The 25,241-nt window shown below is 67.8% G+C and carries 28 protein-coding genes and 1 pseudogene; 8 read left to right on the top strand and 21 right to left on the bottom strand.

The genetic code is table 11. The annotated features are described in order from the left end of the window. Positions 1-33 precede the first annotated feature (33 nt). Together OHS03_RS18635 and miaB are read right to left on the bottom strand one after the other, a co-directional pair. A complete protein-coding gene (locus tag OHS03_RS18635; RefSeq protein WP_056811382.1) occupies positions 34-612 on the bottom strand; it encodes an Rv2732c family membrane protein in 579 nt (192 codons plus the stop codon). A 110-nt stretch (positions 613-722) separates the two neighbouring features. Further along, entirely contained in the window at positions 723-2,261 is a 1,539-nt protein-coding gene (miaB, locus tag OHS03_RS18640) for a tRNA (N6-isopentenyl adenosine(37)-C2)-methylthiotransferase MiaB (protein WP_328655814.1), read from the bottom strand. Positions 2,262-2,502: 241 nt separating this feature from the next. On the opposite strand from miaB, the gene OHS03_RS18645 reads away from it, so the two are divergent. From OHS03_RS18645 to OHS03_RS18660, 4 genes are all read left to right on the top strand, one after another. Next, on the top strand, positions 2,503-3,231 hold the full coding sequence (locus tag OHS03_RS18645) for an amino acid ABC transporter ATP-binding protein (protein ID WP_328664292.1): 729 nt from the start codon (positions 2,503-2,505) through the stop codon (positions 3,229-3,231). 35 nt (positions 3,232-3,266) lie between these two features. Next, positions 3,267-4,103, top strand: coding sequence for a glutamate ABC transporter substrate-binding protein (locus OHS03_RS18650; protein ID WP_328655816.1), 837 nt, complete (start codon positions 3,267-3,269; stop codon positions 4,101-4,103). Between the two features lie 92 nt (positions 4,104-4,195). Continuing rightward, positions 4,196-4,867 (top strand): amino acid ABC transporter permease, encoded by a 672-nt coding sequence (locus tag OHS03_RS18655; protein ID WP_328655818.1) that lies wholly within the window; start codon positions 4,196-4,198, stop codon positions 4,865-4,867. Then, positions 4,864-5,754, top strand: coding sequence for an amino acid ABC transporter permease (locus tag OHS03_RS18660; RefSeq protein WP_328655820.1), 891 nt, complete (start codon positions 4,864-4,866; stop codon positions 5,752-5,754). The genes OHS03_RS18655 and OHS03_RS18660 overlap by 4 nt, the downstream gene beginning before the upstream one ends. Before the next feature lie 103 nt (positions 5,755-5,857). On the opposite strand, the gene OHS03_RS18665 is transcribed toward OHS03_RS18660, so the two are convergent. The 11 genes and pseudogenes from OHS03_RS18665 to OHS03_RS18710 form a co-directional block, all read right to left on the bottom strand. Further along, on the bottom strand, positions 5,858-6,718 hold the full coding sequence (locus OHS03_RS18665; protein WP_063004502.1) for a 3-hydroxyacyl-CoA dehydrogenase: 861 nt from the start codon (positions 6,716-6,718) through the stop codon (positions 5,858-5,860). A gap of 174 nt (positions 6,719-6,892) precedes the next feature. Continuing rightward, the gene (locus OHS03_RS18670; protein WP_407942395.1) at positions 6,893-7,873 is read right to left on the bottom strand and encodes a glycine betaine ABC transporter substrate-binding protein; all 981 of its coding nucleotides are present in this window, start codon (positions 7,871-7,873) and stop codon (positions 6,893-6,895) included. After that, positions 7,870-8,643 (bottom strand): ABC transporter permease, encoded by a 774-nt coding sequence (locus tag OHS03_RS18675; RefSeq protein WP_056815590.1) that lies wholly within the window; start codon positions 8,641-8,643, stop codon positions 7,870-7,872. The genes OHS03_RS18670 and OHS03_RS18675 overlap by 4 nt, the downstream gene beginning before the upstream one ends. 145 nt (positions 8,644-8,788) lie before the next feature. Next, positions 8,789-9,958 (bottom strand): ABC transporter ATP-binding protein, encoded by a 1,170-nt coding sequence (locus tag OHS03_RS18680; protein ID WP_328655822.1) that lies wholly within the window; start codon positions 9,956-9,958, stop codon positions 8,789-8,791. Further along, the gene (locus OHS03_RS18685; RefSeq protein ID WP_056815593.1) at positions 9,951-10,601 is read right to left on the bottom strand and encodes an ABC transporter permease; all 651 of its coding nucleotides are present in this window, start codon (positions 10,599-10,601) and stop codon (positions 9,951-9,953) included. The genes OHS03_RS18680 and OHS03_RS18685 overlap by 8 nt, the downstream gene beginning before the upstream one ends. A gap of 259 nt (positions 10,602-10,860) precedes the next feature. Beyond that, entirely contained in the window at positions 10,861-11,205 is a 345-nt protein-coding gene (locus OHS03_RS34715) for a hypothetical protein (RefSeq protein WP_407942516.1), read from the bottom strand. After that, positions 11,203-11,649: pseudogene (locus OHS03_RS18690) on the bottom strand (regulatory protein RecX); the annotation flags it as partial. The gene OHS03_RS34715 and the pseudogene OHS03_RS18690, both read right to left, overlap by 3 nt. Positions 11,650-12,154: 505 nt before the next feature. Further along, positions 12,155-13,192, bottom strand: coding sequence for a recombinase RecA (recA, locus tag OHS03_RS18695; RefSeq protein WP_328655824.1), 1,038 nt, complete (start codon positions 13,190-13,192; stop codon positions 12,155-12,157). Between the two features lie 172 nt (positions 13,193-13,364). Further along, positions 13,365-13,814, bottom strand: a complete 450-nt coding sequence (locus tag OHS03_RS18700; protein ID WP_056811400.1) for a nuclear transport factor 2 family protein — start codon at positions 13,812-13,814, stop codon at positions 13,365-13,367. A gap of 23 nt (positions 13,815-13,837) precedes the next feature. Beyond that, entirely contained in the window at positions 13,838-14,719 is an 882-nt protein-coding gene (locus OHS03_RS18705; protein ID WP_328655826.1) for a pyridoxamine 5'-phosphate oxidase family protein, read from the bottom strand. A gap of 5 nt (positions 14,720-14,724) precedes the next feature. Next, positions 14,725-15,186 carry a VOC family protein gene (locus OHS03_RS18710; RefSeq protein WP_328655827.1) on the bottom strand — a complete coding sequence of 154 codons (462 nt, stop codon included), beginning with the start codon at positions 15,184-15,186 and terminating at the stop codon, positions 14,725-14,727. 129 nt (positions 15,187-15,315) lie between these two features. Here OHS03_RS18710 and OHS03_RS18715 point away from each other — a divergent pair, with 129 nt between their 5' ends. Further along, complete coding sequence (locus OHS03_RS18715; RefSeq protein WP_328664296.1) at positions 15,316-15,831, top strand: CGNR zinc finger domain-containing protein; 516 nt, start codon at positions 15,316-15,318, stop codon at positions 15,829-15,831. A gap of 10 nt (positions 15,832-15,841) precedes the next feature. Here OHS03_RS18715 and OHS03_RS18720 read toward each other — a convergent pair whose 3' ends face one another. The 3 genes from OHS03_RS18720 to OHS03_RS18730 all read right to left on the bottom strand — a co-directional run bounded on the left by OHS03_RS18720 (position 15,842) and on the right by OHS03_RS18730 (position 18,515). After that, positions 15,842-17,074, bottom strand: coding sequence for a phosphotransferase (locus OHS03_RS18720; protein WP_328655829.1), 1,233 nt, complete (start codon positions 17,072-17,074; stop codon positions 15,842-15,844). A 7-nt stretch (positions 17,075-17,081) separates the two neighbouring features. Next, the gene (locus OHS03_RS18725; RefSeq protein ID WP_056815597.1) at positions 17,082-17,273 is read right to left on the bottom strand and encodes a DUF3046 domain-containing protein; all 192 of its coding nucleotides are present in this window, start codon (positions 17,271-17,273) and stop codon (positions 17,082-17,084) included. A 90-nt stretch (positions 17,274-17,363) separates the two neighbouring features. Continuing rightward, positions 17,364-18,515: a glycosyltransferase gene (locus OHS03_RS18730; RefSeq protein ID WP_328655831.1), complete on the bottom strand. Its 1,152-nt coding sequence runs from the start codon at positions 18,513-18,515 to the stop codon at positions 17,364-17,366. 111 nt (positions 18,516-18,626) lie between these two features. Between OHS03_RS18730 and OHS03_RS18735 the strand changes: the two genes are divergently transcribed. Next, positions 18,627-19,313, top strand: a complete 687-nt coding sequence (locus OHS03_RS18735; protein WP_328655833.1) for an HD domain-containing protein — start codon at positions 18,627-18,629, stop codon at positions 19,311-19,313. On the opposite strand, the gene OHS03_RS18740 is transcribed toward OHS03_RS18735, so the two are convergent. Both OHS03_RS18740 and OHS03_RS18745 read right to left on the bottom strand, forming a co-directional pair. Beyond that, positions 19,314-20,024 carry a PIG-L deacetylase family protein gene (locus OHS03_RS18740; RefSeq protein WP_328655835.1) on the bottom strand — a complete coding sequence of 237 codons (711 nt, stop codon included), beginning with the start codon at positions 20,022-20,024 and terminating at the stop codon, positions 19,314-19,316. Positions 20,025-20,047: 23 nt separating this feature from the next. Beyond that, the gene (locus tag OHS03_RS18745) at positions 20,048-20,215 is read right to left on the bottom strand and encodes a hypothetical protein (protein ID WP_328655837.1); all 168 of its coding nucleotides are present in this window, start codon (positions 20,213-20,215) and stop codon (positions 20,048-20,050) included. A 165-nt stretch (positions 20,216-20,380) separates the two neighbouring features. Here OHS03_RS18745 and OHS03_RS18750 point away from each other — a divergent pair, with 165 nt between their 5' ends. Both OHS03_RS18750 and OHS03_RS18755 read left to right on the top strand, forming a co-directional pair. Further along, the gene (locus tag OHS03_RS18750) at positions 20,381-21,076 is read left to right on the top strand and encodes a maleylpyruvate isomerase family mycothiol-dependent enzyme (RefSeq protein ID WP_328655840.1); all 696 of its coding nucleotides are present in this window, start codon (positions 20,381-20,383) and stop codon (positions 21,074-21,076) included. A gap of 67 nt (positions 21,077-21,143) precedes the next feature. Next, on the top strand, positions 21,144-22,637 hold the full coding sequence (locus tag OHS03_RS18755; RefSeq protein ID WP_328655841.1) for a carboxylesterase/lipase family protein: 1,494 nt from the start codon (positions 21,144-21,146) through the stop codon (positions 22,635-22,637). A 63-nt stretch (positions 22,638-22,700) separates the two neighbouring features. Here the strand turns inward: OHS03_RS18755 and pspM are convergent, their stop codons facing one another. The 3 genes from pspM to OHS03_RS18770 form a co-directional block, all read right to left on the bottom strand. Next, complete coding sequence (pspM, locus tag OHS03_RS18760; RefSeq protein WP_328655843.1) at positions 22,701-23,576, bottom strand: phage shock envelope stress response protein PspM; 876 nt, start codon at positions 23,574-23,576, stop codon at positions 22,701-22,703. Positions 23,577-23,680: 104 nt separating this feature from the next. Then, the gene (pspA, locus tag OHS03_RS18765; RefSeq protein WP_056811431.1) at positions 23,681-24,505 is read right to left on the bottom strand and encodes a phage shock protein PspA; all 825 of its coding nucleotides are present in this window, start codon (positions 24,503-24,505) and stop codon (positions 23,681-23,683) included. Between the two features lie 195 nt (positions 24,506-24,700). Continuing rightward, positions 24,701-25,153 carry a helix-turn-helix domain-containing protein gene (locus tag OHS03_RS18770; protein ID WP_328655845.1) on the bottom strand — a complete coding sequence of 151 codons (453 nt, stop codon included), beginning with the start codon at positions 25,151-25,153 and terminating at the stop codon, positions 24,701-24,703. Positions 25,154-25,241 lie beyond the last annotated feature (88 nt).

The raw sequence follows: 25,241 nt of genomic DNA on the forward strand, positions 1-25,241 counted from the left end.
CGATTCGGTCGGGGGTTTTCTTGTCTCGCAGGACTATTCGCCGGTGAGGCGCTTGCGGTCGCGATCCTCGGCTTCGCGAGCCGCGTTGCGACGCTGCTCTTCCGCGGCGAGTTGCACGGCCGTGCGACTCCAGACCACGCGGATCCAGTGGAAGGTGAGCACCATGATCGCGATGGTGCCGAGGATCAGGCCGATACCGGGGCCCGCGCCCTCGTAGTTGCCGAGGCCGGGGGTCTGGCGGTGCCAGATCGAGAGCACACCGAACACGCTGCCCACCGCCGAGCCCGCGCAGGCTATCCAGGCCAGCACCCAGCGACGGGTGGTCAACGCCAGCAGCGAGAAGCCCACACCGAAGACGATGACCAGCCAGACGAAGATTCGTGACGGCAGGCCGATGTGCTCGACGCCCGCGGCGTCGGTGTTCAGCAGCACGTCGAAACCGCGCGCGGTGCCCGCTGTCGGCAACAGCAGAGAGATCAGCAGCGCGAAGACCGCACCCGCCACCACCAGCGCCCGCGCGCCGGGGTCGATCTCACCGGCGACGCGGCGCTCGACAGCGTCGAGCTCACCACGGAATTGTTCGAAGTCCTCGTCGTTGCGCGCCGGGTTCACCGCGTGTCCGCTCCTGTCCAGAGGCTGATCGTTGGTGGGTCCCACTGTGCCATCACCGGACGCACCGTTCGCATCCGACCCACTACGGCCAGTAGTAGATTCCTCGTCGCTCACGACGAGCAGCCCGTCGAACAGCCGCTCTCGACCGTCTCCACCACCGGTGCGCCGATACGGGGCAACCCGAGCCCGACGCCGATCGGGGCGGTCTTCGGGGTGATGCCGCGTTCGTGCGCGTCACCGGCGGTGGTCCGCCGATGCGACTTCACCGCGCTGTCGGCGATGAGGTGGTGCGGGGCGGCCTCGGTGATGTCGACGGTGACGATGTCGCCCGGCCGGATACCCGTCACGTCACCGGGACGGAAGTGCACCAGCCTGCCGTCGCGCGCGCGTCCGCTCATCCGCGCGGTCACCGCGTTCTTCTTGCCCGCGCCGTCGGCGACGAGCAGTTCCACCTCGGTGCCGATCAGCGCCTGGTTGTTCTCCCAGGAGACCTGGTCCTGCAACGCGATCAGCCGTTCGAACCGCTCCTGCACCACCTGCTTGGGCAGCTGATCGGGCAGTTCGGCGGCCGGGGTGCCGGGACGCTTGGAGTACTGGAAGGTGTAAGCGCTGGTGAAGCGGGCGCGACGGACCACGTCGAGGGTCTCGAGGAAGTCCTCCTCGGTCTCGCCGGGGAAGCCGACGATGATGTCGGTGGTGATCGACGCGTGCGGCATCGCGGCGCGCACCTTGTCGATGATGCCGAGAAAGCGTTCCTTGCGGTAGGACCGGCGCATCGCCTTGAGCACCCGGTCAGAGCCCGATTGCAGCGGCATGTGCAGCTGCGGGCAGACGTTGGGAGTGGCCGCCATCGCCTCGATGACGTCGTCGGTGAACTCCGCGGGGTGCGGGGAGGTGAACCGCACGCGTTCCAGGCCCTCGATCTGTCCGGTCGCGCGCAGCAGTTGTGCGAACGCGCCCCGGTCGCGCGGCTGATCGGGATCGACGAAGTTCACGCCGTAGGAGTTCACGTTCTGACCGAGCAGCGTCACCTCGAGCACGCCCTGGTCGACCAGCGCCTGGACCTCGGCGAGCACGTCGCCGGGACGGCGGTCCACTTCCTTACCGCGCAGGGCAGGCACGATGCAGAACGTGCAGGTGTTGTTGCAGCCCACCGAGATCGACACCCAGCCCGCGTAGGCCGACTCGCGCTTGGCGGGCAGCGTCGACGGGAACGCCTCGAGCGATTCGAGGATCTCCACCTGGGCCTGCTCGTTGTGGCGGGCGCGCTCTAGCAGCACCGGCAGTGAGCCGATGTTGTGGGTGCCGAACACCACGTCGACCCACGGCGCCTTGCGCACCACGGTCTCGCGGTCCTTCTGCGCCAGGCAGCCGCCCACGGCGATCTGCATGCCGGGGCGCCCCTGCTTGACGGGAACCAGCTGACCGAGCGTGCCGTAGAGCTTGTTGTCGGCGTTCTCGCGTACCGCGCAGGTGTTGAACACCATCAGATCGGGCGTCTCCCCGCTGGCGGCTTTCGTGTAGCCCGCGTCCTCGAGCAGCCCGGACAAGCGTTCGGAATCGTGCACGTTCATCTGGCAGCCGAATGTACGAACCTCATAGCTGCGTGTAGACGCGCCCTCAGTCGCGTTCTGAACCGTCGAATCCACCTGCCCAGGGTACGGGCAGACCGTACTGTGACGCACATCACGTCGGCAATCGCGGGATAATACGCAAAGGTAACGGGCAGCCAGCGGGTTACCAGCAGGTGTCGTCTCGGCGTGCCGTCACGGCATGTCTTCGAAAGCCGGGCAATTCTCCAGAATGGACATAAGGTTTCTGACCATGACCGACGACGCCGCACCCGCGACCGGGAACGCCGACGCCGCAGCCACCACCGCTGCTCCGCCGATGATCTCGATGCGCAACGTGGACAAACACTTCGGTGAGCTCCACGTCCTGCGCGATATCCACCTCGACGTGCCCCGTGGGCAGGTCGTGATCGTCCTGGGCCCGTCGGGTTCGGGGAAATCGACCCTGTGCCGCACCATCAATCGCCTCGAACCGATCGACTCCGGCGACATCGCCATCGACGGCGTCGCACTGCCCGACGAGGGCAAAGCCCTCGCCGCGCTGCGTGCCGAGGTGGGCATGGTGTTCCAGTCGTTCAACCTGTTCGCGCACAAGACCATCGTCGAGAACGTCATGCTGGCGCCGACGAAGGTCCGCGGAAAGAAGAAAGACGAAGCACGCAAGCACGCGATGGCCCTGCTCGAGCGGGTCGGCATCGCCAACCAGGCCGACAAGTACCCGGCCCAGCTCTCCGGCGGTCAGCAGCAACGCGTCGCGATCGCCCGCTCGCTCGCGATGGACCCCAAGGTCATGCTCTTCGACGAACCGACCTCGGCACTGGACCCGGAGATGGTCAACGAGGTACTCGACGTGATGGTCTCGCTCGCCAAGGAAGGCATGACCATGCTCGTGGTCACCCACGAGATGGGTTTCGCGCGCCGGGCGGGCGACCGCGTGTTGTTCATGGCCGACGGTGAGATCGTCGAAGACACCGCACCCGAAACGTTCTTCACCGCACCGAAATCCGAACGCGCCAGGGACTTCCTCGGCAAAATTCTCAGTCACTGACTCGCAGCACCATTGTCACAAGGAGAAGGAAACCCATGAGGATCAATCGTGCGACGCGCGTCGGAATCGGCGCAGCGGCACTGGTATTGGCAGCCACCGTCACCGCGGCCTGTGGTGGCGGTGACGACAAGTCGGCCCTGGACAACGCCAAGGACGGCAAGCTGACCATCGGTATCAAGTTCGACCAGCCGGGTCTGGGCCTGCGTAATACCGATGGCACCTACAGCGGCTTCGACGTCGACGTGGCCAAGTCCGTCGCCGACAAGCTCGGTGTGAAGCCGGAGAACGTCACCTTCAAGGAAGCGCCGTCGGCCCAGCGCGAGACGCTGATCGAGAACGGCCAGGTCGACTTCGTCGTGGCCACCTACTCGATCAACGACAAGCGTAAGGAGAAGGTCGATTTCGCTGGCCCGTACTACATCGCGGGCCAGGACCTGCTGGTGCCCGCCGCCAACACCGACATCACCGGCCCCGATTCCCTCGCGGGCAAGAAGGTCTGCTCGGTGAAGGGTTCCACCCCGGCCCAGAACATCGAGAAGAACTACCCGCAGGCGCAGTTGCAGACCTATGACACCTACTCGCTGTGCATCGAGGCGATGCGTAGCGGTGCGATCGACGCGGTCACCACCGACAACGTGATCCTCGCCGGTTACGCCGCGCAGTCGCCGGGCACGTTCAAGCTGGTGAACAAGCCCTTCACCACCGAGAAGTACGGCATCGGCCTGAAGAAGGGCGACACCGAGCTGCGCGGCAAGGTCAACGACGCCATCCAGGCGATGATCGATGACGGTACGTGGAAGGCCGCGCAGGAGAAGAACTTCGCGGGTACGGGTATCGCGGTGCCCGCACCGCCGACCGTCGACCGCTACTGATCAACCACTGATCATCGGTGACCCGGGATCTCCCGGGTCACCGATGCGGTGTTGTCCTGCAGGCCTTCACACCGATCGGAGGACGCGCGTCCGTGTTCGACCTGATCTCGAGGTATGACAACCAAATCCTCGATGCGTTCTGGGTAACAATCAAACTCACCTTCTTCTCCGCGATCGGTGCGCTCGTCATCGGTACCGTCGTCGCCGGCATGCGCGTGTCCCCGATTCCGGTCGCGCGCGGGATCGGCGCGGCGTATGTAGCGATCTTCCGCAACACCCCGCTCACCCTGATCCTGGTATTCACCTCGCTCGGCCTGTACAGCACCCTCGGGTGGACACTCGGCAGTGACGAGATCAAGATCATCAACTATCGCTGGGCGATCATCGGGCTGAGCGTCTACACCGCGGCCTTCGTCTGCGAATCGCTGCGCTCGGGCATCAACACCGTCGCGCTCGGCCAGTCCGAAGCGGGCCGCTCGCTGGGCTTCGGATTCGCCCAGAACCTCCGTTTGATCGTGCTGCCCCAAGCCTTCCGGGCCGTCATCGCGCCCCTGGGCAGTGTGCTGATCGCGCTGACCAAGAACTCGACGGTGGCCTCGGTCATCGGCGTCGCCGAAGCCGCGTACCTGATGGGCGAAATGATCGAGAACGAAGCCGCCATTCTCACTATCGGCATGATCTTCGCCCTCGGCTTCGTCGTCCTCACCCTGCCGACCGGGCTGTTCTTCGGCTGGCTGGCCAAGCGATACGAGGTGGCACGATGAGCGGCGCTTCGGTTCTGTTCGACGCTCCCGGGCCCCGCGCGCGGCTGCGTCACAACCTGTACTCGATCCTGGTCGTCGTCGTGCTGGTCGGCGCGGGCTGGTGGCTCTACGACGCCTTCGCCGACAAGGGCCAGTTCACCGCGGCCAAGTGGAAACCGTTCCTCGAGTCCGAGATCTGGGAGACCTACCTCCTTCCCGGCCTGCAGGGCACCCTCACGGCCGCGGCGATCTCGATCGTCGGCTCGGTGTTCTTCGGCATGATCTTCGGGATCCTGCGCCTGTCCGACCATGCGTGGGTGCGCTGGGTGGCGGGCACGATCGTCGAGCTCGCCCGAGCCATCCCCGTGCTGATCCTGATGATCTTCTTGTTCGCGGTGTTCGGCGACTACAACCTGTTCCCGTCCGATCAGCTCGCGCTGGCCGCCGTGGTCATCGCGCTGACCATCTACAACTCCGCGGTCATCGCCGAGATCGTGCGCGCCGGCATCAAGTCCCTGCCCAAGGGACAAACCGAAGCCGCCGTGGCGCTGGGTCTGCGCAAGAACCAGCTCATGCGGCTGATCCTGCTACCGCAGGCCATCACCGTGATGCTGCCCGCGCTGGTGTCACAGATGGTCGTCGTCCTCAAGGACACCGCGCTGGGCTACCAGATCACCTACGTCGAGTTGGTGCGGTCCGGTCAGCAAGAAGGCGCGTCGATGCAGAACACGATCCCCGCGCTGATCGTCGTCGCGCTGATCATGATCTCGCTCAACATGGCGCTGAGCTTCCTGGCCACCACGCTGGAGAAGCGGTTGCGGTCGCGGAAGAAGAGCGGGGGTACGGTGCTGGCCGCCGACTCGATCCTCGCCGACGCCGCGCCCGGCGTGGATATCACCAAGAAGTAGTCGCACACACGACAAGTGGGGCCCGATCCGTCCGGATCGGGCCCCACTTGTTGTTTCCTGGTACATCCGACGCCTCTGTCGGATCCGGAACGGTCGAGTGGGACTATGCGCTGTAGCGGTAGAACCCCTCCCCTGTGGCGGCGCCGAGCTTGCCCTTGTCGATGTAGTTCTCCTTCAGCCAAGCCGCGAGCTTCTTGTGGTCGTCGTCGCCGTTGATCAGGATGTTGTACGGGGTGGTCAGGCCGACGATGTCGAGGATCTGGAACGGGCCCATGGGGGCGCCGGTGGCGATACGCCAGGTCTCGTCGACTGCGGCGGGTTCGGCGTATCCGCCCGCGGCGAGCTCGATTCCGGAGTTCAGGAACGGCACCAGCAGCGAGTTGAGGACGTAACCCGCCTTCTCCTTGTGCAATTCGATCGGCACCATGCCGATCGCCTTCGCGAACTCGGCCACCGCGGCGAACACCGCTGGATCGGTCTGCTCGGTGCCCATCACCTCGGCGGTGTTGAACTTCCAGACATGGTTGGCGAAGTGCAACGCCAGGAAACGATCGGGGCGCCCGGTGTAGGCGACGATGTCGCTGGGCAGCAGCGTCGAGGAGTTCGTCGCGAACACGGTGCGTTCGGGCGCGAGCGCGCCGAGCTTGCCGTAGAGCTCGCGCTTGATCTCGAGTACCTCGGGCACCGCCTCGATGATCAGGTCCGCCTCGGCCGCCGCGGCGGCCAAGTCGGTGGTGAGGGTGATGGCTGCGGCGGTCGCTGTGGTGTTGCTCGCATCGGCGCCTGCCACGTCCTGCTGATACACCGCGGCGAGACCGTCGAATCGGGTGCGTGCGGCGGTGAGCGCCGCGTCGTCGATGTCGTAGGCGGTGACGTCGAACCCGTGGAAGGCGGTCTGGAAGGCGATCTGGGATCCGAGCACCCCTGTCCCGAGGACGGTCACCGTGCGGAATTCGATGGTCATACGTCAGCCTCCCAGTCTGGACGCGAGCACCCCACCGCTGCGCGTCTCGGTATCCGGTTGTCTCTATCGCCGTCCATCATGGCCCGCGAAGCTGAGCCAGCGGTGTGAGCGACGCACACGTTCCGGACATCTCGGACGGACTCCGGTAACAGTTCGGCCAACCTACGCGGTGGATCAGCCCGCGGTGACGAGACCCTCGGCGACCATCCAGTCACGGGCGACGTCGGCGGGCTCGCGGCCCTCGATGTCGACCTGACGGTTGAGTTCGGTGATCACCTCGTTGGTGAGTCGCGCGGAGATCGGGGCCATGACCGTGACGACCTGGGGGTGCGCGTCGGCGAAGTCGCGGTGCATGACCAGCGAGGCGTTGTACTTCGGGAAGAAGGCCTTGTCGTCTTCGAGCAGCACCAGTTCCAGGGCGGGAATGCGGCCGTCGGTGGCGGCGACCGAGCCGAATCGGCACTGTTTCGCGTCGGCGGTGGCCTGGTAGACCAGCGCGTCCTGGACGATCTGGCGTTGGGCCTTGCCGAGATCGATCCCGTAGGCGCCTGCCAGACCGGGATAGCCGTCCGGGCGGACGTTGAACTCGGTGCCGACGCAGGTGGTCGCGGCACCGGGATCTTTCGCGACGAGATTCGCGTAGTCCGACAGCGTGCGAACCCCGGTCTCCTCGGCGTAGCCCTTGCTGGTGACGAGAGCGTAGGTGTTGTTCATCGGCGCCATCGCCGCCCAGACCATGTCGTGTTCGGCGAGATCGGCGTCGCGGACCGCCTCGAACTGGGCCGCCTCGGTCGGGATCGGCTTCTCCTTGCCGAGATAGTTGATCCAGCCGGTGCCGGTGTAGTCGTAGGCGATGTCGATCTGGCCGTTCAGTTGCGCGTCGCGCAGGCTGTTGGAGCCTTGGATATTGGTCAGGTCGCGCACGTTCGCACCTGCGGCCGTCAGCGCGAATTCGATCATGTAACCCAGGATGTTGGCCTCGGTGAAGTCCTTGGAGCCCACCGTGACGGCGACACCGTCGAGTTCGGGTACCGGCGCGATGCCGGCCGGGCCCACAGACAGGGGCACCGAGCCACCCGACTGCAGTCCGCAACTCGCGAGCACCAGCACGCCGAGGACCGGGGCGAGCACGCGCAACCATCCGGCGATCCTCACCGCAACCCCCTCGGCCCGAGGAACTGTTCGGCCAACGCACCGAGCCAGTCGACGAACAGCGCCAGTGCGACAGCGAGTACGGCGCCGAGCGTCAATGTCACGGTGTCGCGCAGTTTGTAGCCGGTGTCGATGAGGATGCCGAGCCCGCCCGCGCTCACCATGAATGACAGGGTGGCAGTACCGACGGCCAGCACCAGCGAGGTTCTCAGGCCCGCGAGGATGTAGGGCACCGCGAGCGGGAATTCGATGCGGCGCAACACCAGTGCGGCCGACATGCCCTGTCCCCTGCCCGCGTCGATCAGTGCGGGATCGACCTGCTGGTAGCCCAGGATCGTATTGCGCAGGACCGGCAGCAGCGAACAGAACGCGATCGGCGCGACACCCACCCAGAACCCGGTGGTACGGGTGACCAGGTAGCACAGCACGATCAGCCCGATGGCCGGCGCGGAGGCTCCGATATTGGCGATGCCGACGAAAAACGGGGCGAGACGGCGGAATCGGTGCCTGGTGAGCACTGTCCCCAGCGGCACGGCCACCGCTACCACGATGAGCACCACCGCCGCCGTGATCAGCACGTGCTGCCAGGTCACCTGGGCGACATTGCTCACGCTGATACTGGCCTGCTGGGTGACGGTGAGATCGCGCCGGAACGCCCAGACGAGCACCCCGACGGTGAGGATCAGCACGATCACCGGCTGAGCGAGCAGGCGGAGGTATTCGGCGCGCCGGTGGGTGGCGGGAGCAGCGGTCGCGGCGGGAACGTCGACGATCGAACGTGAGGGAACCGACACAGTATTCGTCACTGTGGGGCCCTCCGCGCCTGGTGATGGCCCGGTATCGATTCAGGATCTCGAGCGGCTTCGCCCCGCGACACCGCGGGTTCGAGCGTAGTCGCGCCGCGAGGCGGCTCGGTCGTCATGCCGGTGCCGATTCGGTCGCGGCGAGGTGGTCGATGAGGGTGTCGACGGTGACTGTTCCGGCGTAGGCGCCGGTGTTGTCGACGACGACGGCGGAGGCGGTGCGTTCGGTGAGCAGCCCGGCGAGCGCGTCTTGAAGGGTCGCGTCCGCGGGCAGGGTGGCGCCGACCGGGGTACCGACGTCGCGCAGCGAATCCGCGTGGGCGAGTTCGGCTGTCGTCACCCTCCGAAGTGGGCGCCGCTGCTGGTCGAGAACAAGGCCCCAGGTGCGGCCCGCGTCGCGCAGTGCGGTGGTGAGTGCCGCGACGCTGGTGTCCTCGGCGGCGGTGACGCCCTGGTCGAGGTCCATCTCGGCGAGCACGGTGAGACCGAGTCGGTCGATGGTGGCGGTGGCGCCGACGAAACCGGCGACCGTCTCGTCGGCGGGGGCCGCCAGGATCGCGGCAGGGGTGTCGTACTGCAGGATGCGGGAGCGATCGCCGAGAACAGCGATACGGTCGCCGAGCTTCACCGCCTCGCCGAAGTCGTGGGTGACGAAGACGATGGTCTTGCCGAGCTCGCTTTGCAGACGGAGCAATTCGTCCTGCAACAGCGCGCGGGTGATCGGGTCGACCGCACCGAAGGGTTCGTCCATCAGCAGGACCGGCGGGTCGGCGGCCAGAGCCCTCGCGACGCCGACGCGCTGCTGCTGTCCGCCGGAGAGCTGGCGGGGGTAGCGGTTGCGGTAGGTGTCGGGGTCGAGGCCGACAAGGGTGAGCATCTCGTCGGTACGTTCGGCGACGCGGCGGCGGTCCCAGCCGAGCAGGCCCGGCACCGTGGCGATGTTCTTCGCGACGGTCATGTGCGGGAACAGTCCGGCCTGCTGGATGGAATAGCCGATGCCGCGGCGCAATTCGTCGGCGTCGATCGCGCCCGCGTCGAGACCACCGATGGTGACGGTGCCCGAGGTGGGTTCGATCAGGCGGTTGATCATCCGCATGGTGGTGGTCTTGCCGCAACCCGACGGGCCGACCAACACCACGATCTCCCCGGCCGGGATGGTCATGGAGACCTCGTCGACCGCTGGTTCGGGCTGTTCGGGATAGCGTTTGGTGACCCGGTCGAGCACGATCTCGACCCCGGAGACCCCGGAATCCGCGGCCGCCTCGGTGGTTTCGATGTCAGTCACGAATTCCCCTCGGAATAGTGAGCCGTCCGAGCAGAACCAGGACGCCGTCGAGTGCGAGTGCGAGCACGACGATGAGGACGGTGCCGGTGAGTGCCTGCGGCACCGCGTTCGGGCTGCCCAGTCGGGAGAGTCCCGAGAAGATCACATTGCCGAGGCCAGGACCTTTCGCATAGGCCGCCAGGGCCAGGATGCCCATGATCATCTGAGTACTGACCCGCATGCCGGTGAGAATGGACGGCCAGGCAAGGGGCAGTTCGATCTTGGTCAGCAGGCGCAACCGGTTCATCCCGACACCTCGCGCGGCATCGGTCACCGCCGGATCCACCGACGACAACCCGAGCACCGTATTACGCAGGATCGGCAACAGCGCGTAGAGCACCAGGGCCACGATCGTCGGCCCCACACCGAGCCCGAGGAACGGAATCAGCAACCCGAGCAACGCGAACGAGGGCACCGTGAGAATCGCCCCCGCCATCGCGGTCGCGGCAGCGGACCCGAGCGGACTTCGATACACGAGTATCCCGAGCGCCACCGCGATCGCGGTCGCCAGCACCAGCGACTGCACCACGGCCGACACATGGAGGTAAGAATCGACCAGCAACTGCTCCCGCCGGTTCACCACGAACGACCACAACGCGTCCAGGGTCCACCTCCCCGTCGTTCGGCGGCCGCCTACGGCCCTGCTCCCCGGATTTCCCACCCGCATCAGGGTGAAACATCGACGTTCCCGCACGCCACCGCATCACGATGCGACGAATCAGCCTGCGCGAAAACATCTTTCACCAGCGCGATCATCCTACGCGTCACCAACGACCCCTGCGGGAATTTCGAACTCCCGCCTGCTCGAGCCGCTGCCGCCGTGCCGACTCCTCGGCATCAATCGGCGTGTGCGACCCGAGTGCTCAGCTGTCTGCCGCCGCCAGTTCGGCTTTCACCACCGCGAACGCCGTTGCCGCGCTGTAGCCGCGGCGGGCGAGCATGTCGACCAGGCGTCGGGTGGCCTTGGTGCGGTCGAGATCGGCGGGCATGGCGCGGAGTTTGCGACGGACCAGGTCGATAGCGGCTTGTTCGTCGCCGGGCGTCGGTCGGCGTGAGATGTAGCCGGCAGCCGAGTCCGGCTCCGTTGTGTCGCTGGAGGTTTCGCCGGCGATCTCCGCTCGGTCCGTGTCCCCGGCATCGTGCTCCGAAGTCGTCGCGCGGGACGCCCTGACCTCGGCGGACGTGCGATCGAAGCCTGCTTCGTCCAGTTCGGCGGTGACGACGGCGAAGGCGGTGGACTGGCCGTAGCCGCGGCGAGCGAGCATGCCGACGAGGCGGCGCACCGCCTTGTCGCGGTCCAGATCCGCGGGCAGGGTGCGGAGCTTGCGTCGGACCAGATCGGCGGCGCGGGCGTGTTCGGCGTCATCGGTGACCATCGACAGCGCCTGTTCGGCATCGCCGGGGGCGACGCCCTTCTCGCGCAGCTCACGCTGGAGGGCCTTTCTCCCCCGGCCGGAGTAGGTGTGGCGTTCGTGCACCCACTGTTCGGCGAAGGAGGCGTCATTGATCAGACCCACTTCGGCGAACCGTTCCAGGGCGGCCGCTGTCACCTCGGGACGGAACCCCTTCTCGCCGAGGCGTTTCTCCAGCTCGGCGCGGCTGCGAGCACGCACCGAGAGCAATCGCAGGCACACGTCCTTGGCCTGTTCCAGAGTTGCGTCGGGACGGTCGCCCGGGGCGAGCCGGCGTGTGCCGGCCCGCCTGTCGGGCTCTCCCGGCTGGGATCCGGCCGCCACCGGATCCGCCTGCCGTCCGTCGTCACCACCGACGACGGTCGACAGGGAGACTTCGTCGCGCCGCGCGGACCTACGTTCGCGTCGGGCGCCGCGGGGCCGTCGCCGACCCTCACTCCCCCACTCTTCATGATCATCACCAACCCGCGCAGCGAAATGCGGTGGTTTGTCACCATCGATGAATCCGGTCGGGTGCGCGCGCTGCGGATCGCCCGCACCCGACCGAATCCTCTTCGCATCCGAATCGGCTCGCTTGTCGCGAGCCGACCGGACGAGTTCATCGGCCGCACCCCCGCCGCGGCCCGCCACGGGCATCACCGGCTCCGGCTCGACCTCGATTCCGAGGCGAGCCAGCTGCCTGCGCATCTGTTCGACCGGGTCGGCCGAATCGTGGTGGCCGCCGGGGCTCGGCGTGGTCATCGGCTCAGAAGTCGGCGGGCGTGTCGGCCTCGGCGGTCAGGACGGCGCCGATGCCCAGCTTCTCCTTGATCTTCTTCTCGATCTCGTTGCACACGTCCTTGTTCTCCAGCAGGAACTTGCGGGCGTTCTCCTTGCCCTGGCCCAGCTGGTCGCCCTCGTAGGTGTACCAGGAGCCGGACTTGCGGACGAAGCCGTGCTCGACGCCCATGTCGATGAGCGAGCCCTCCTTGGAGATGCCGTGGCCGTAGAGGATGTCGAACTCGGCCTGCTTGAACGGCGGCGCGACCTTGTTCTTGACGACCTTCACGCGGGTGCGGTTACCGACGGCGTCGGTGCCGTCCTTGAGGGTCTCGATGCGGCGCACGTCCAGGCGCACGGAGGCGTAGAACTTCAGCGCCTTACCACCGGTGGTGGTCTCGGGCGAGCCGAACATGACACCGATCTTCTCGCGCAGCTGGTTGATGAAGATGGCGGTGGTGCCGGAGTTGCTGAGCGCACCGGTCATCTTGCGCAGCGCCTGGCTCATGAGGCGGGCCTGCAGGCCGACGTGGCTGTCGCCCATCTCGCCTTCGATTTCCGCGCGCGGCACCAGGGCGGCGACGGAGTCGATGACGAGGATGTCGATGGCGCCGGAGCGCACCAGCATGTCGGCGATCTCCAGGGCCTGCTCACCGGTATCGGGCTGGGAGACCAGCAGTGCGTCGGTGTCGACGCCCAGCTTGCGGGCGTAATCGGGGTCGAGAGCGTGCTCGGCGTCGATGAAGGCGGCGACACCGCCCGCGGCCTGGGCGTTGGCGACGGCGTGCAGCGCAACGGTGGTCTTACCCGAGGATTCCGGGCCGTAGATCTCCACGACGCGTCCGCGCGGCAACCCGCCGATACCGAGCGCGACATCGAGCGCGATGGAGCCGGTGGGGATGACAGCGATCGGCTGACGCGTCTCCTCACCGAGACGCATGACCGCGCCCTTGCCGAAGCTCTTCTCCACCTGCGCCAGTGCCAGTTCCAGCGCTTTGTCGCGATCGTAGGCCTGCGGTGCCATGATGTGTGCCCCTTCTCGAGGTGAGTGTCTCTCTGGTTGGCGCCCACAGTAGAGGCCGGCACCGACAAGTTCTGGCGCCCAGGTTAGTCGAACACCCATTCGAGTCAAGCGACGCGCCCACCAACACGCGAAGCAGCCGCTCCGACCAGCAATCCGGGAGCGAAACCAGCCGTCAGCGCTGTGGCAGCACCGAGTCGTCGCCCTCGGCGCGTGGCCCGAAGATCCGCCGCTGCGACTGGTCGATGCGCACGTCGTCGATGCTGGCCTCGCGCCGAGCCATCCGCCCGTCCGCCGCGAACTCCCACTGCTCGTTGCCGTAGCTGCGCCACCACTGGCCCGACTCGTCGTGCCATTCGTACTGGAAGCGCACGGCGATGCGGTTGTCGTGGAAAGCCCACAGATCCTTGCGCAGCGCGTAGCCGTTCTCGGCCGACCATTTGCGAGTCAGGAACTCCACGATCGCGGCATGGCCGGTGAAGAATTCGTCGCGGTTGCGCCATACCGAATCCTCGGTGTACGCGGCGGCGACTCGTTCGGGGTCTCGGGTATTCCAGGCGTTTTCGGCGGCGAGCACCTTCGCGCGGGCGGAATCGAGGTCGAAGGGCGGCAGGGGTGGTCGCATGGGGAGAGTCCTTTTCGGTGTGATCAAGGGTTGTTCGGGGAGAGTTCGGGTGGTCCCCAGCGCACAGCGAGCGCACCGGGGCGTTCGATTACCTCGTCGACGGTGAAATCGACGGCGCACTGCGCACCGGCGGTGAATGCCGCCGCATCCCAGACTAATTCGGCCCGGCCGGTGAGCTGGAGCAGCGCACCGGTCGACCAGTCGGCGACGAGCAGCCCGCACCGCGGTTGCACCGCGAGGTTGCCCAATGTCATGAACATCGAGTTGCCGCGGTAGTCCGGCCAGCGCAGCCGAGTCGGTGAAATAACCTGCAGGAAACCGGGATTGCCGCCGCGGTGCGAGGCGTCGGCATGCCCGGCACCGTCGGCGGTGGCGACGAAGAAGGTATCGGCGGCACCGATCATCTCGACCGCTGCGGTGGTCAGCGCCGTACCGCGCCGCACCGGGCCGACCGTTCCGACTACGGAGGACTCCCGAATCTGTCTGCGCGAGATGTACTTCGGGCAGTTCGCGTAGACCTGTTCGGTGGTGATCCGTATCCCACCCGCGCGCACCGCCGACCTGCCGTTGACGCGCATCCGCCGCCGACGCTGCGGTTGCAGCGCGATCAACCCGACCTCGACCTCACTCGACAGCGCCACCGCCAGCGGATCAGCGCCCTCGGGCAGCGTGTCGATGTCGATGGTCGCGTCGCCGACCGCGTGCACGAACCCGGCGGGACCGGTGAGTGGACTCGCCCACAGCCGCCCCGCCGGATCCGCGGCGCCCAGCACCACCATCGACTGTTCGGCCAGGAAGGACGCGGCAACCGCCGGGATCCCGGTACGGATCGAGCGGCCGACCCTGGCAGCCGCCTCGGCCTGTCCCATACGGTGCTGCACGGCCAGCTCTCCGGGGTGAAACATCCGCGTCAGAAGAATCCGCAGGTCGGGGCAGGACCGGCCGGTGCGGGTGCGGCGTCGGCGCCCAGCGGGGCGAAGACCTCGAGCCGAATGCCATCGGGATCAGCGAAGAAGATGCCGCCGGAGGACGCCCCCTCACCGTGGGCGACCACACCGTCGTGGAAGAACTCGGCATCGAGCGCACGCAGCGCCGACTCGACGACGCGCACCGTATCGACATCGTCGACCTGGAACGACAGGTGATGCAGCCCCGGTGTGCTGGTGGAGAATTCGCCGCTGCTCTGCTGCCACAGCGTGAGCACCAGCGCGCCGTCCCGGCCGAGGAAAGCCCAGCGCCGCTCGCCGTCGGCGCCGCTGCCGAGCTCTTCGAAGCCGAGTCCGCGGCGGTAGAAGTCGACGGAACGGTCGAGGTCGGCGACGTTGAGTCCGATATGGCCGGTGGTGAGTACAGGCGCGGCAACGGTGGTCATGGTTTCCTCCCGGAATGTTTAACCGTCTATGGATTGTTGAACAGTTAGAACATAGGACGAGCTCACCTACTCCGTCAACCCTTGAAATACTTTTAGACAGTTAGGAGGGTCGTGTTGATAACCTCGGGCATGCGCGATCCCCGTCCGCACACCGGCGAACCCCCTGCTCTCGACCTGCTCAACACTCGGTGGGCGGGCGCCGAGCCGGGCGATCTGCTCGCCGATCTCGACGGGCTGCGCACGTGGCTGGAGATCATCGGGCTCGCCGATCGCGTACCCGTCGACGACCACGCCCTCACCGCGCTGCACACCGCGCGCGGCGCCGTGCACGACGCCGTGACCCGCGCCGATCACACCGCGCTGAACCGGGTTCTCGACCACGGGCGGATCCGCCGCGAACTCACCGACGAGGGCCCCCGCGACATCCCCGAGGTCGACGACCCGGTGTGGTTACCCGGCTGGCTCGCCGCCGACAATCTGCTGCACCTGATCACCGAGGCACCGCAGCGGATCCGTCAGTGCGCGCATCCCGATTGCGTGCTGTTCTTCTACGACACGTCCAAGAACGGCACCCGACGCTGGCATTCCATGGCGACCTGCGGAAATCGCACCAAGGCCGCGCGCCACTACGCCAAGAGCAGTTGAGCAGCGGTTCTCAGAACAGTTCGTCGAGCAGCCGGTAGTAGTCGAGCTTCACACGATCGGGTTGGGTCAGCCCGTACGCGGTGTAGAACGCCGTGACCGCCTCGACGCCGAAGTCCTCGGCCAGGTCGCGCTCAGCCAGGGCCAGGTCGCGATAGCGATCGCCGCGGCCGAGTGCCCCGACATCGATCAGCAGGCCGCCGGTGAGCACATTGCCCGGCGTGAAGTCGCCGTGTGCCACGACGAGATCATCGGTGGCCGGGCGCTGTTCCCGCAGTCGCGCGAGGATGAACGCGGGCGAGAGATGACGGTGATCGTCGTCGAAATCCGCTGCGTCGACAAGGCCTTCGACCACATTGCGGTGGGCCCGCGCCAGGGCGACGTCGAGACCACCGTCGAAGGGGCACTGCGCCACCGGAAGGTCGTGCAACGCACGCAGGGCCTGACCCATCTGCGTGCCGATCGCGGCGGCTTCGACCGAATCAGCTGCTCCGGCAAGCGATCCGACCTCGGCATCGGCGAGCACGAGGACGTCCTCGGCGAACGCGGACACCTCCGGCACCGCGATCCCGTTGTCGCGCAACCAGGTCAGCCGCTCGTACTCGGCTATCGCCCGCGGACCACGCTTGATCCAGTACCCGCCCGACCGGACCAGATTGCCGCCACGACTCTCGTGCTCCGGCGACCACGCGGGCACCGGCCCGAGCAGGGTCTCGATGACCGGCGGGAGCGGCAGGGCCAACTCGTCGAGGTGGTCGAGGGCCGCGCGGGTGGATTCGATGAGTTCGGAATCGCCGTCGACCACCCGCAGCCGCATGGCCTCCTTGAGCAGCTCACGCGCCTCCCGCGGCCGGTGCTGTTCGGCCAGCGATTTGCCCAGGTGGTGGGCGGCGAAGGAGACGAGATCGGGATCGAGTGCGCGACTGGCGTGCAGCGCACGGCGGTACAGGATCTCGGCGTGCGACGGTTCACCCTGGTACCGGTAGACATCGGCCAGATTGATCCAGACGGTGACCCGGCGCTGCTCGGTATCGGCCAGTTCGAGGGCCTGATCGAGCCGGTCGAGGGCCTCGTCGTAGCGACCGAGCAGCATCAACGCGATGCCGAGCCTGCGCAGGCCGGGGAAATCATGGGGGTCGGCGAGGGCCACCCGGGCCGCGAGGTTCTCGGCGTCGACCGGGATCATCCGCAACCGCTCGTCGAACCGATACGGTCGCGTGTCCGAGTTCTGCGTTGTCACGGCCATTGCCTGATCACCACCGGTTCGGGGGGACGTCGAAGTCGGCGCACAACGCTCGCCACACGTCGCGCGGGTCGACACCGTTGTCGATCGCTACCGCCCCCGTGTGCCCCAGTTGGGGTATCACGTGATCGGTCAGCATGGCGTCGGCGCGCGCCACGCCGAACTCGGTGTGCATCAGCTCCTGGAATTCGGTCAATCGCACGTTGCCCAAGATACTCGCGCTGGGCAAGCGCCGACAGGCCCCCGCTCAGCCCAGCGATGTTTGCGACGACCGGTGACTGTCGGCGACCGACTACCGCTTCGCAGCGTCGTGACAGACCTGAACCGGGTCCTCGACCTCAGCCAGACCGGCGGCGGCGTGCCGAGCCGCTGCGGCGTAGGCCGGGTCGTCGAGCACCTGCCGCACCGCGGCGCCGACCGCCTCGGGCGTGAGCGGTCGCACGAGCACCGAACTGCCCTGTCGTACCGCACGATTGGCGAGCTCCCATTGGTCACCGCCGCCGGGGACGGTCACCACCGGCACCCCTGCGGCCAGGGATTTGGCGAGCAGGCCGTGTCCGCCGCCGCCGACGACGACCGCGGCGTGGGTGAGCAATTCGTCTTGGCGGCCGAGACCCGCGGTAGCCCAGTCGGGGAGTTCGTCGGGTGGGGTGTCGAGGGTCGAGATGGCCGCGCGCACGCCGAGTCCGGCCAGACCGGCCAGGACGATGTCGGCCATGTCGGCGACGCCGGTGTGCGCGGTCGAGGGCGCCACCATCACCAGCGGGGCGTCACCCGGGGGCAGTGGAAGTACGGCGTCGGTGGGTTCCCACAGCAGCGGTCCGACGACGTGGGTGTCGGCGGGCCAGTCGGGGCGGTCCATCTCCAGAGCGGGCAGGGTGGCGACCAGACGAGCGGCGGGACCGGGATCCTCGGCGGGCAGGCCGATGGTTTCGCGAGCCGCGGAGCGCTGACGGTGGCCGGTGCGGACCGCACGCGCGGTCATCGTGCGCAGGACACCGTCGCGCACGCGACCACGCACGCCCTCCCCCGGTGCCAGGCCACTGCCGATCGGCGGCAAGGCTTTCGACGGTAGGTAGAGCGGATGTGGTGACAATTCGACCCACGGCAGTCCCAGTCGCTCGGCCGCCATCCCGCCGCCCGCGGTGAGGACGTCGGAGACGACCAGGTCCGGCAGCATCGCGCTGAGTTCTGGCAGGTTCTCGGTGGCGATATGAGCGGCACGATCGTGGATCCGGGCACCCGCGTCGGTGTCGTCGTCCGTCGGGCGCGGCGCGAGGCCCTTGAGCTTGCGCACGCTGATCCCCGCGGAGCGGGCCTGATCGAGCCATCTCGGCCCGGTGAACAACACGGGCTCGTCCCCCGCGGCCAGTAATCGCAGACACAACGCGATCGCGGGAAACGCATGCCCTGGATCGGGCCCGGCCACCACAGCTATTCGCATCCGCCCACCCTGCCATATCCCCAGGCCGCGCCCACCTCGGACAACCGAACTCCGGTTTCTGCGCTACCTTGACCGCCGCACCACAGCGTCGAAACCGGCAGGAGCGATCACGTGCTACCCGACAGTCCCGACTCCACCGCGCCTGACCGGTCGCACCGGCACTACCCCAGCGAATCCGGCAGCGGGGATCGTGTGCGGTCCGGTTCCTTCCCGGTCGAGCCCAGCGGGATCGAGGAAGCCGGGGGCTCCCCCGTCGCCCCGATCGACACCGTCGACGACCTGTTCGAACTCCTCGAGCAGTGCGCCGACGCCTGGGATACCGCGGACCGCACCGGCGATCCCGTCGACATCCTCGATCACGATCGGCAGTGCGCGCAACTGTTGCGCCGCGATCACCCCGCAGACGAAGAGCTCCAGGTCGCGGGCCTGCTCCACGACATCGGCCACGTCCTGGTCCCCGGCGACGACGCCGGCCACGGCAGGCACGGAGCCGAAGCGGTCCGCGGCCTGCTCGGTGCACGCGTGGCACGACTGGTGGAACTCCACGTGGTCGCGAAACGCTTTCTGGCGGCGACGGATTCGACCCACGCCCGCGCATTGTCGGCGTCGAGTCGGCGCACACTCATCGCGCAGGGCGGCCCGATGACGCCCGCCGAGGTCGAAGCCTTCCGCACCGACCCCGATTTCACCGCCGCGCTGGCACTGCGCAGGGCTGACGACGCGGGCAAAGTAGTCGGGTTACGCGTTGCGCCCCTGCGGGATTGGCGCCCGGTCGTCGATCGCGTCGCCGCCCGCTGATCAGCCGCCGAAGGTGAACAGTTCGAAGCCGACGGCGTGTTCGGCGGGGAATCCTTGCTTGGGACCCGTTGCGAAGGTGACGATGTCGCGCACCTGCTCCGCGACCGGCACCGGGCTCAGCACCTGCAGATACCGCCGATGCGCCGACAACGACGCGCGCGCCTGCTCCAGATGAGCGCCCACATCCACCGCGTGCGTGACGACCGGGCCGACCACGGCCGCCCAGCGCGCCGACCACGGTGGCAGGTCGGCGAGTTCGGGGAAGATCCATTCGTTGCCCGCGTCGGAGATCGCGTCCATCGCCGATCGGCCGACAGCCCGGTGATCGGCACTGTTGACCACGCCCGGCGCCCAGGTGTCGCCGAAGTTGAACAGCACCACCATCTCCGGGCGATGTCTGCGCAGCGCGGCGGCCAGTTCCCGGCGCAGGGTGAGACCTTCCTCGATGCGGCCGTCGGGATGGTCGAGGAATTCGACCGTGTGCACGCCGACTTCGCGCGCTCCGGAGATCTCCTCGATCTCCCGCAACGGTGCGGCCTGCGCGGGCGGCATCCCGGCGATCCCCGCTTCGCCCCGCGTGACGAGCAGATAGCGAATGTCCTTGCCCTGCCCGGTCCATCGCGCGACCGCCGCGGCGGCCCCGTATTCGATGTCGTCGGGATGCGCGACGATCACCAGTCCGCGCTGCCAGTCCTCGGGTACCTGTTCCACCCCGCCATGCTATCCACAGACGACTAGCTGATCGGGGTGTTGTCGCTTCCCGAGACCGCCTTGTACAGCAGGTACACACCGGTACCGATCGCTCCGATCACCAGGATGGGCATCAGCGCCTCGATCAGCGCACCCAGAATCCAGAACGCGATCACCGCGACCGCGACGATGCCGATGACTTTCAGAACCATGATGTGACTCCTCGCCAGCTCCGAGACCGCACTCGCGCGATCCGATATCTTCGATGCTGCCACTCGGTGGCCGATAGATCACCAGGTCAGCACCGATATCCGGGTGTAGATCAGGGTTCACCCCGAGACCGGCGCCGCAGCGGTTCCCCGGCTACCGTGTTCGGCATGGACTACTTGGCGTTGCTCTGTGCGAAACTCGCCGCCTTCGGTGAGCTCATCACTGTCGAGACCGATGTCGCCGCGCCGGTGCCGTCCTGCGGCGACTGGACGGTCTACGACCTCGTCGATCACGTCGGGCGCGGCAATCTGTGGGTGGTCACCGCGGTGGCCGAGCTGCGCGGCGATTTCGAGGGCGAGCCTGCACCGAAGGATCCCGCGGCCCTGCGGGAGTGGTACGAGTCGACCGCCGACGCCCTGGTCGCCTCACTGTCCGCGGACGAGGACCAGGAGGCCTGGACCTTCACCCGGTCCATGCCGCGCACCGTCGGTTTCTGGCGTCGGCGCCGCGCCCACGAGACGCTCATGCACCTGTGGGACGGTCAGGATGCCCTCGCCAAGGCCGACCCGTTCGACCCCGATCTCGCGGTCGACGGAATCGACGAGGTCTTCGAGCTGTTCGCGCCACGGATGATCCACCGCGGCCTCGCGGTCGAACCGGAGGTGGCGCTGCGGATCCGGGCCACCGACACCGCCGAGAGCTGGACCTACGGCCCCGGCGAGCCGGTCGCCGAACTCGCGGGCACCGCATCGGACCTGCTCCTGGCCCTGTGGGCCCGCAAGTCCGCCGACCACCCCGAGCTCACCTGGGACGGCGACCGCACGGCGGGCGAGCGAGTGCTGGCCGGGCCACTCGTTCCGTAAGCAAACGACTGACGGCGACCCGGACAAGCGTCCATAATCGGGGATCACTGCGCGTAGGAGGACTTTCATGGAACCCATCGTCACGATCACGAGCGGCGCGATACGCGGCCACGCCGAGGCAGGCGTCACCCGCTTTCTCGGCGTGCCGTTCGCGGCGGCGCCGGTCGGGCCGAAACGATTCCAGCTGCCCGAGGCCGCACCGGCCTGGGAAGGCGTGCGAGAGGCGACCGAGATGGGCGCCACCTGTGCGCAGACGCCGTACCCCGCACCGATCCACGCCCTGCTCGGCAGCGACTACATCCCCGGCGACGAGTACCTCAACGCGAATGTCTGGACGCCCGACCCCGCCGCCTCGGGTCTTCCGGTGCTGGTGTGGATTCACGGCGGCGCGTTCGTCCGTGGATCCAACGCGCGCGTGATCTACGACGGAACCGCGTTCGCCCGCGACGGTGTGGTGATGGTGGGGATCAACTATCGCCTCGGGGTGTCGGGATTCGCCGAGATCGAGGGCGCGCCGTCGAATCGTGGACTGCACGACCAGATCTTCGCCTTGCGCTGGGTGCGCGAGAACATCGCCGCGTTCGGTGGCGATCCCGACAATGTGACGATCTTCGGTGAGTCGGCGGGCGCGATGAGCGTGGCGGCGTTGATCGCCGCACCGCAGACGACCGGACTGTTCCGCCGCGCGATCATGCAGAGCGGCAACGGTGCGGTGGCCGCCGACGCCGAGGACGCGCGCAAGGTGTCCGCCGCGCTGGCCGCCGAACTGGGAATCTCGCCGACCGCACAGGACTTCGGCGCACTCGGCCCCGATGAGCTGCGTACCGCCCAGAACGCCGTCGGGCTGGCCCTGATGACCGATCCCGATCCGCAGCGTTGGGGCCGATCGGTGATCCAACTGGGCGGCGGCATCATGAGCCTGTTCCCGGTGATCGACAACGACATCGTGGAAGGCCCACCGACCGAGGTTCTTCTCGCACACCCGGATCGCGCGGTCCCCCTCATCGCGGGCACCACCGCCGACGAGTTCCGCTTCTTCACCGTTCCCGCAGGGCTCGCCGCCGCCATCACCGCCGACACCCTGCCCTTCGTCCTCACCCGCTACGGCATCGATCCCGCGGTCGCCCAGACGTATTCGACCGAGCGCCCCGATGCCACCCCCGCCGAGATCTTCAACGCCATCCTCACCGACATGAGCTTCCGCGCGGGCACCTACGACTTCGCCGAAGCCGGCGCGGCTACCGTCCCCACCCACGTCTACGAATTCGCCTGGCCCACAAGCCTGCCCGGCCTCGGCGCCTGCCACGTGCTGGAGATCCCGTTCGTCTTCGACACCATCGACGGCGCCCACTCCCTCACCGGCCCCACCCCGCCACAGTCCCTGGCCGACGAAATGCACGCCGCGTGGGTCGCTTTCGCCACCGACGGCACCGCCGACTGGGCCCCGTTCACCGCCGACGAGAAGAACGTCCGCATCTTCGATATCCCCGAATCCGCTACTGTCACCGACCCCCGCGCCGCGGAGCTCGCAGCCTTGCGTCAGGCCGTCGCCCCAGCCTGACCTATCGATCGGCACGCCGGGTCATCGACCGGCGTGCCGATCGATAGGGGTGTCCGTGGGGTCCTAGCGGGAGGAATCCTGTCCGCCGGTGAACAAGTCGGTGCCCTGGTCCGCCATTTCGGTGAGAGCCTGGGCCCAACCGTCGAGGCGGTCGGCGGCTTCGCGAAGGTCGGCGACGATGCCGTTGAACTGGTAGGCGAGAACCGAGTCTTCGGGGACCGCGAGAATGCGGGCCGCGGCGGCGACCAGTTGTTCGTATTCGACCACGCCGGTTTCCAGGCGTGCGAGCACGCCGACGACGGTGGATTTCAGTGCCGCGACGGTGTCGGGGTTCGCGCGGCCGACGGTGTCGGCGGCCTGTTCCATCGCGACCACGTCGGCGGCGAGCGCGTGCAGAGCGCCTGCGCCGGAGCGGGCTGTCTCGAGCAGGTCGCGCAGTTCGTCTTCGGGGAGTCGGCGGGTGCGCGCGATCTGGGCGCCGAGGTCGTAGAGCGCCCGTTCGGCGCGGATCAGGCGCTGGATGGGAGCGCGCGCGGCCGAGCGCAGGCCGGGCGACTTGCGGGCGACGAACGCCGCCTGCGGCAGGGGTTTGCCGCGCAGTTCCAGATACCGGCGCGCGGTGAGCGCGGTTCCGGTGACGAAGGCGACGGCGCCACCGCCGATCACCACGACCGCCCAGGCGGGCGCCGAGATCACGGCCAGCCCGACCGCGCCGACCGTGGTGATGCCGGAAACGGTGCCCAGCTGGAAACTACGCCGGCGCACTCGGCGCCGACGGCGCAACTCACGTTCACGCGGGTCGGCCCAGCGCCGCACCGCGACCAGGGCCTGCTCACCGACCCCACGCAGGGTCGCGGGCACCGAGCCTGACATGGCGGCCTGCGCGATCGCCGTCGGCTCCACGATCTCGGCACGTTGGCGCCGTAGTTTCCCGCTCATCGGTGTCCTTCCCCCGGGTGCCGGTCGTCGCGGAAACCGTTGATGGCGCGGCCACCGGGCGTCACCGCCGGGTTTCCGCGCCCTCGCCGGACTCCACGTACTGCTTACTGCTGGGCCGCTTGGCCCTTGTTGATGTTCGGCGCCGGTGCGGCCTGGGGCTGCGCCGGGTCGATCGCCGCGTTGTTGTTGCCGGTGGGCAACGCGTCACCACGCATGGAGGCGCGGATCTGCTCGAGCTTGCTGTGCCCGGCCATCTGGACGCTGGCCTGCTGCACCTCCATCATGCGACCCTGCACCGTGTTCTGCGCCAGCTCGGCCGAACCGAGCGCGTTGGCGTAGCGACGCTCGATCTTGTCGCGCACGGCGTCCAGGCTGGGCGTGGAGCCCGGCGCGGACAGGGTGGAGTCCATCTGCTGCAGCGAGGCCGAGACCTGCTCCTGCATCTTGGCCTGCTCGAGCTGGCTGAGCAGCTTGGTGCGCTCGGCGACCTTCTGCTGCAACATCATCGCGTTCTGCTCGACCGCCTTCTTGGCCTGTGCGGCGGCCTGCAGGGACTGATCGTGCAACACCTTGAGGTCTTCCACCGACTGCTCGGCGGTGACCAGCTGGGCGGCGAACGCCTCGGCGGCGTTGGTGTACTGGATCGCCTTCTCGGTGTCGCCCGCCGCCTGCGCCTGATCGGCCAGGGTGACGGCCTGACGGGCGTTGGCGTTGAGCTTCTCGACCTCGTCGAGCTGGCGGTTCAGCTTCATCTCCAGCTGACGCTGGTTACCGATCACCGATGCCGCCTGCTGCGACAGCGCCTGATGCTGACGCTGCGCCTCCTCGATAGCCTGCTGAATCTGGACCTTCGGATCCGCATGCTCTTCGATCTTGGAGTCGAAGAGGGCCATCATGTACTTCCAGGCCTTCACGAACGGATTAGCCATCGATTGATCCCGCCTCCATCTGTGCGTCGCTCGTGCGACTGGTGGTACGCGACCGTCACGCACCAGATACGTGCTTATCCTTCACCATGCGGCACCCGAACCGGAATGACCGGACCGATCGACGCCTGATGAGAATCTATCCGTTCTCATCAGCGGTGTGCAGCGTCTCGCGCGCCGGGCGCAGGGTTCGCCGCGTCACATTCCCTTCACCAGTACCAGCATCTCGGCCCTGGGGGCCGGGATGACGATGCGGGTGTCTTCGGCGATGCCGATGCGCGCGCCCTGCTCGGCCGCCGCGCTCGCGGAGGCAGATGCCTCGCCCGCGGCGGGTTCGGGCAGGGTGGCGGGCTCGGCCCCGGTCGGCTCGCGCTCGGCGGCGGGGCCGGTCAGCGCGGGTTCGCGCGGCGCGGAGCCGTCGGCGCCCGCCATCAGGGTGCTCACGTCCCACAGCACGCGCGAGAGCGGCACGTCGAGTGCCTCGCAGATGCTGGCGAGCAGTTCACTGGAGGCTTCCTTGCGGCCGCGCTCCACTTCCGACAGATAGCCGAGGCTCACGCGCGCCGAGGTCGACACCTCGCGCAGCGTTCGATGCTGGGCGAGACGCGCACGCCGCAGACTGTCCCCGATTGCCTCCCGCAGCAGCGTCATCTCGTTCTCCTCCACCTCGTGTCACCGCCGTAGCGGTGCTCACCTCTTTCTGGCACAACGTCGAGCATGGACCGGTGGTTCCCGAACC

It is taken from the genome of Nocardia salmonicida (genome assembly GCF_036142455.1).
Classification (GTDB): Bacteria; Actinomycetota; Actinomycetes; order Mycobacteriales; family Mycobacteriaceae; genus Nocardia; species Nocardia salmonicida.

What these genes read in the sequence shown, in the direction of transcription:
- OHS03_RS18645 (WP_328664292.1), top strand. Translation starts at nt 2,503, where the DNA reads ATGATCTCGATGCGCAACGTGGACAAACACTTCGGTGAGCTCCACGTC.
- OHS03_RS18650 (WP_328655816.1), top strand. Translation starts at nt 3,267, where the DNA reads ATGAGGATCAATCGTGCGACGCGCGTCGGAATCGGCGCAGCGGCACTG.
- OHS03_RS18660 (WP_328655820.1), top strand. Translation starts at nt 4,864, where the DNA reads ATGAGCGGCGCTTCGGTTCTGTTCGACGCTCCCGGGCCCCGCGCGCGG.
- OHS03_RS18665 (WP_063004502.1), bottom strand. Translation starts at nt 6,718, where the DNA reads ATGACCATCGAATTCCGCACGGTGACCGTCCTCGGGACAGGGGTGCTC.
- recA (WP_328655824.1), bottom strand. Translation starts at nt 13,192, where the DNA reads ATGGCACCGCAGGCCTACGATCGCGACAAAGCGCTGGAACTGGCACTG.
- OHS03_RS18700 (WP_056811400.1), bottom strand. Translation starts at nt 13,814, where the DNA reads ATGCGACCACCCCTGCCGCCCTTCGACCTCGATTCCGCCCGCGCGAAG.
- OHS03_RS18705 (WP_328655826.1), bottom strand. Translation starts at nt 14,719, where the DNA reads ATGTTTCACCCCGGAGAGCTGGCCGTGCAGCACCGTATGGGACAGGCC.
- OHS03_RS18710 (WP_328655827.1), bottom strand. Translation starts at nt 15,186, where the DNA reads ATGACCACCGTTGCCGCGCCTGTACTCACCACCGGCCATATCGGACTC.
- OHS03_RS18715 (WP_328664296.1), top strand. Translation starts at nt 15,316, where the DNA reads ATGCGCGATCCCCGTCCGCACACCGGCGAACCCCCTGCTCTCGACCTG.
- OHS03_RS18720 (WP_328655829.1), bottom strand. Translation starts at nt 17,074, where the DNA reads ATGGCCGTGACAACGCAGAACTCGGACACGCGACCGTATCGGTTCGAC.
- OHS03_RS18730 (WP_328655831.1), bottom strand. Translation starts at nt 18,515, where the DNA reads ATGCGAATAGCTGTGGTGGCCGGGCCCGATCCAGGGCATGCGTTTCCC.
- OHS03_RS18745 (WP_328655837.1), bottom strand. Translation starts at nt 20,215, where the DNA reads ATGGTTCTGAAAGTCATCGGCATCGTCGCGGTCGCGGTGATCGCGTTC.
- OHS03_RS18750 (WP_328655840.1), top strand. Translation starts at nt 20,381, where the DNA reads ATGGACTACTTGGCGTTGCTCTGTGCGAAACTCGCCGCCTTCGGTGAG.
- OHS03_RS18755 (WP_328655841.1), top strand. Translation starts at nt 21,144, where the DNA reads ATGGAACCCATCGTCACGATCACGAGCGGCGCGATACGCGGCCACGCC.
- pspM (WP_328655843.1), bottom strand. Translation starts at nt 23,576, where the DNA reads ATGAGCGGGAAACTACGGCGCCAACGTGCCGAGATCGTGGAGCCGACG.
- pspA (WP_056811431.1), bottom strand. Translation starts at nt 24,505, where the DNA reads ATGGCTAATCCGTTCGTGAAGGCCTGGAAGTACATGATGGCCCTCTTC.
- OHS03_RS18770 (WP_328655845.1), bottom strand. Translation starts at nt 25,153, where the DNA reads ATGACGCTGCTGCGGGAGGCAATCGGGGACAGTCTGCGGCGTGCGCGT.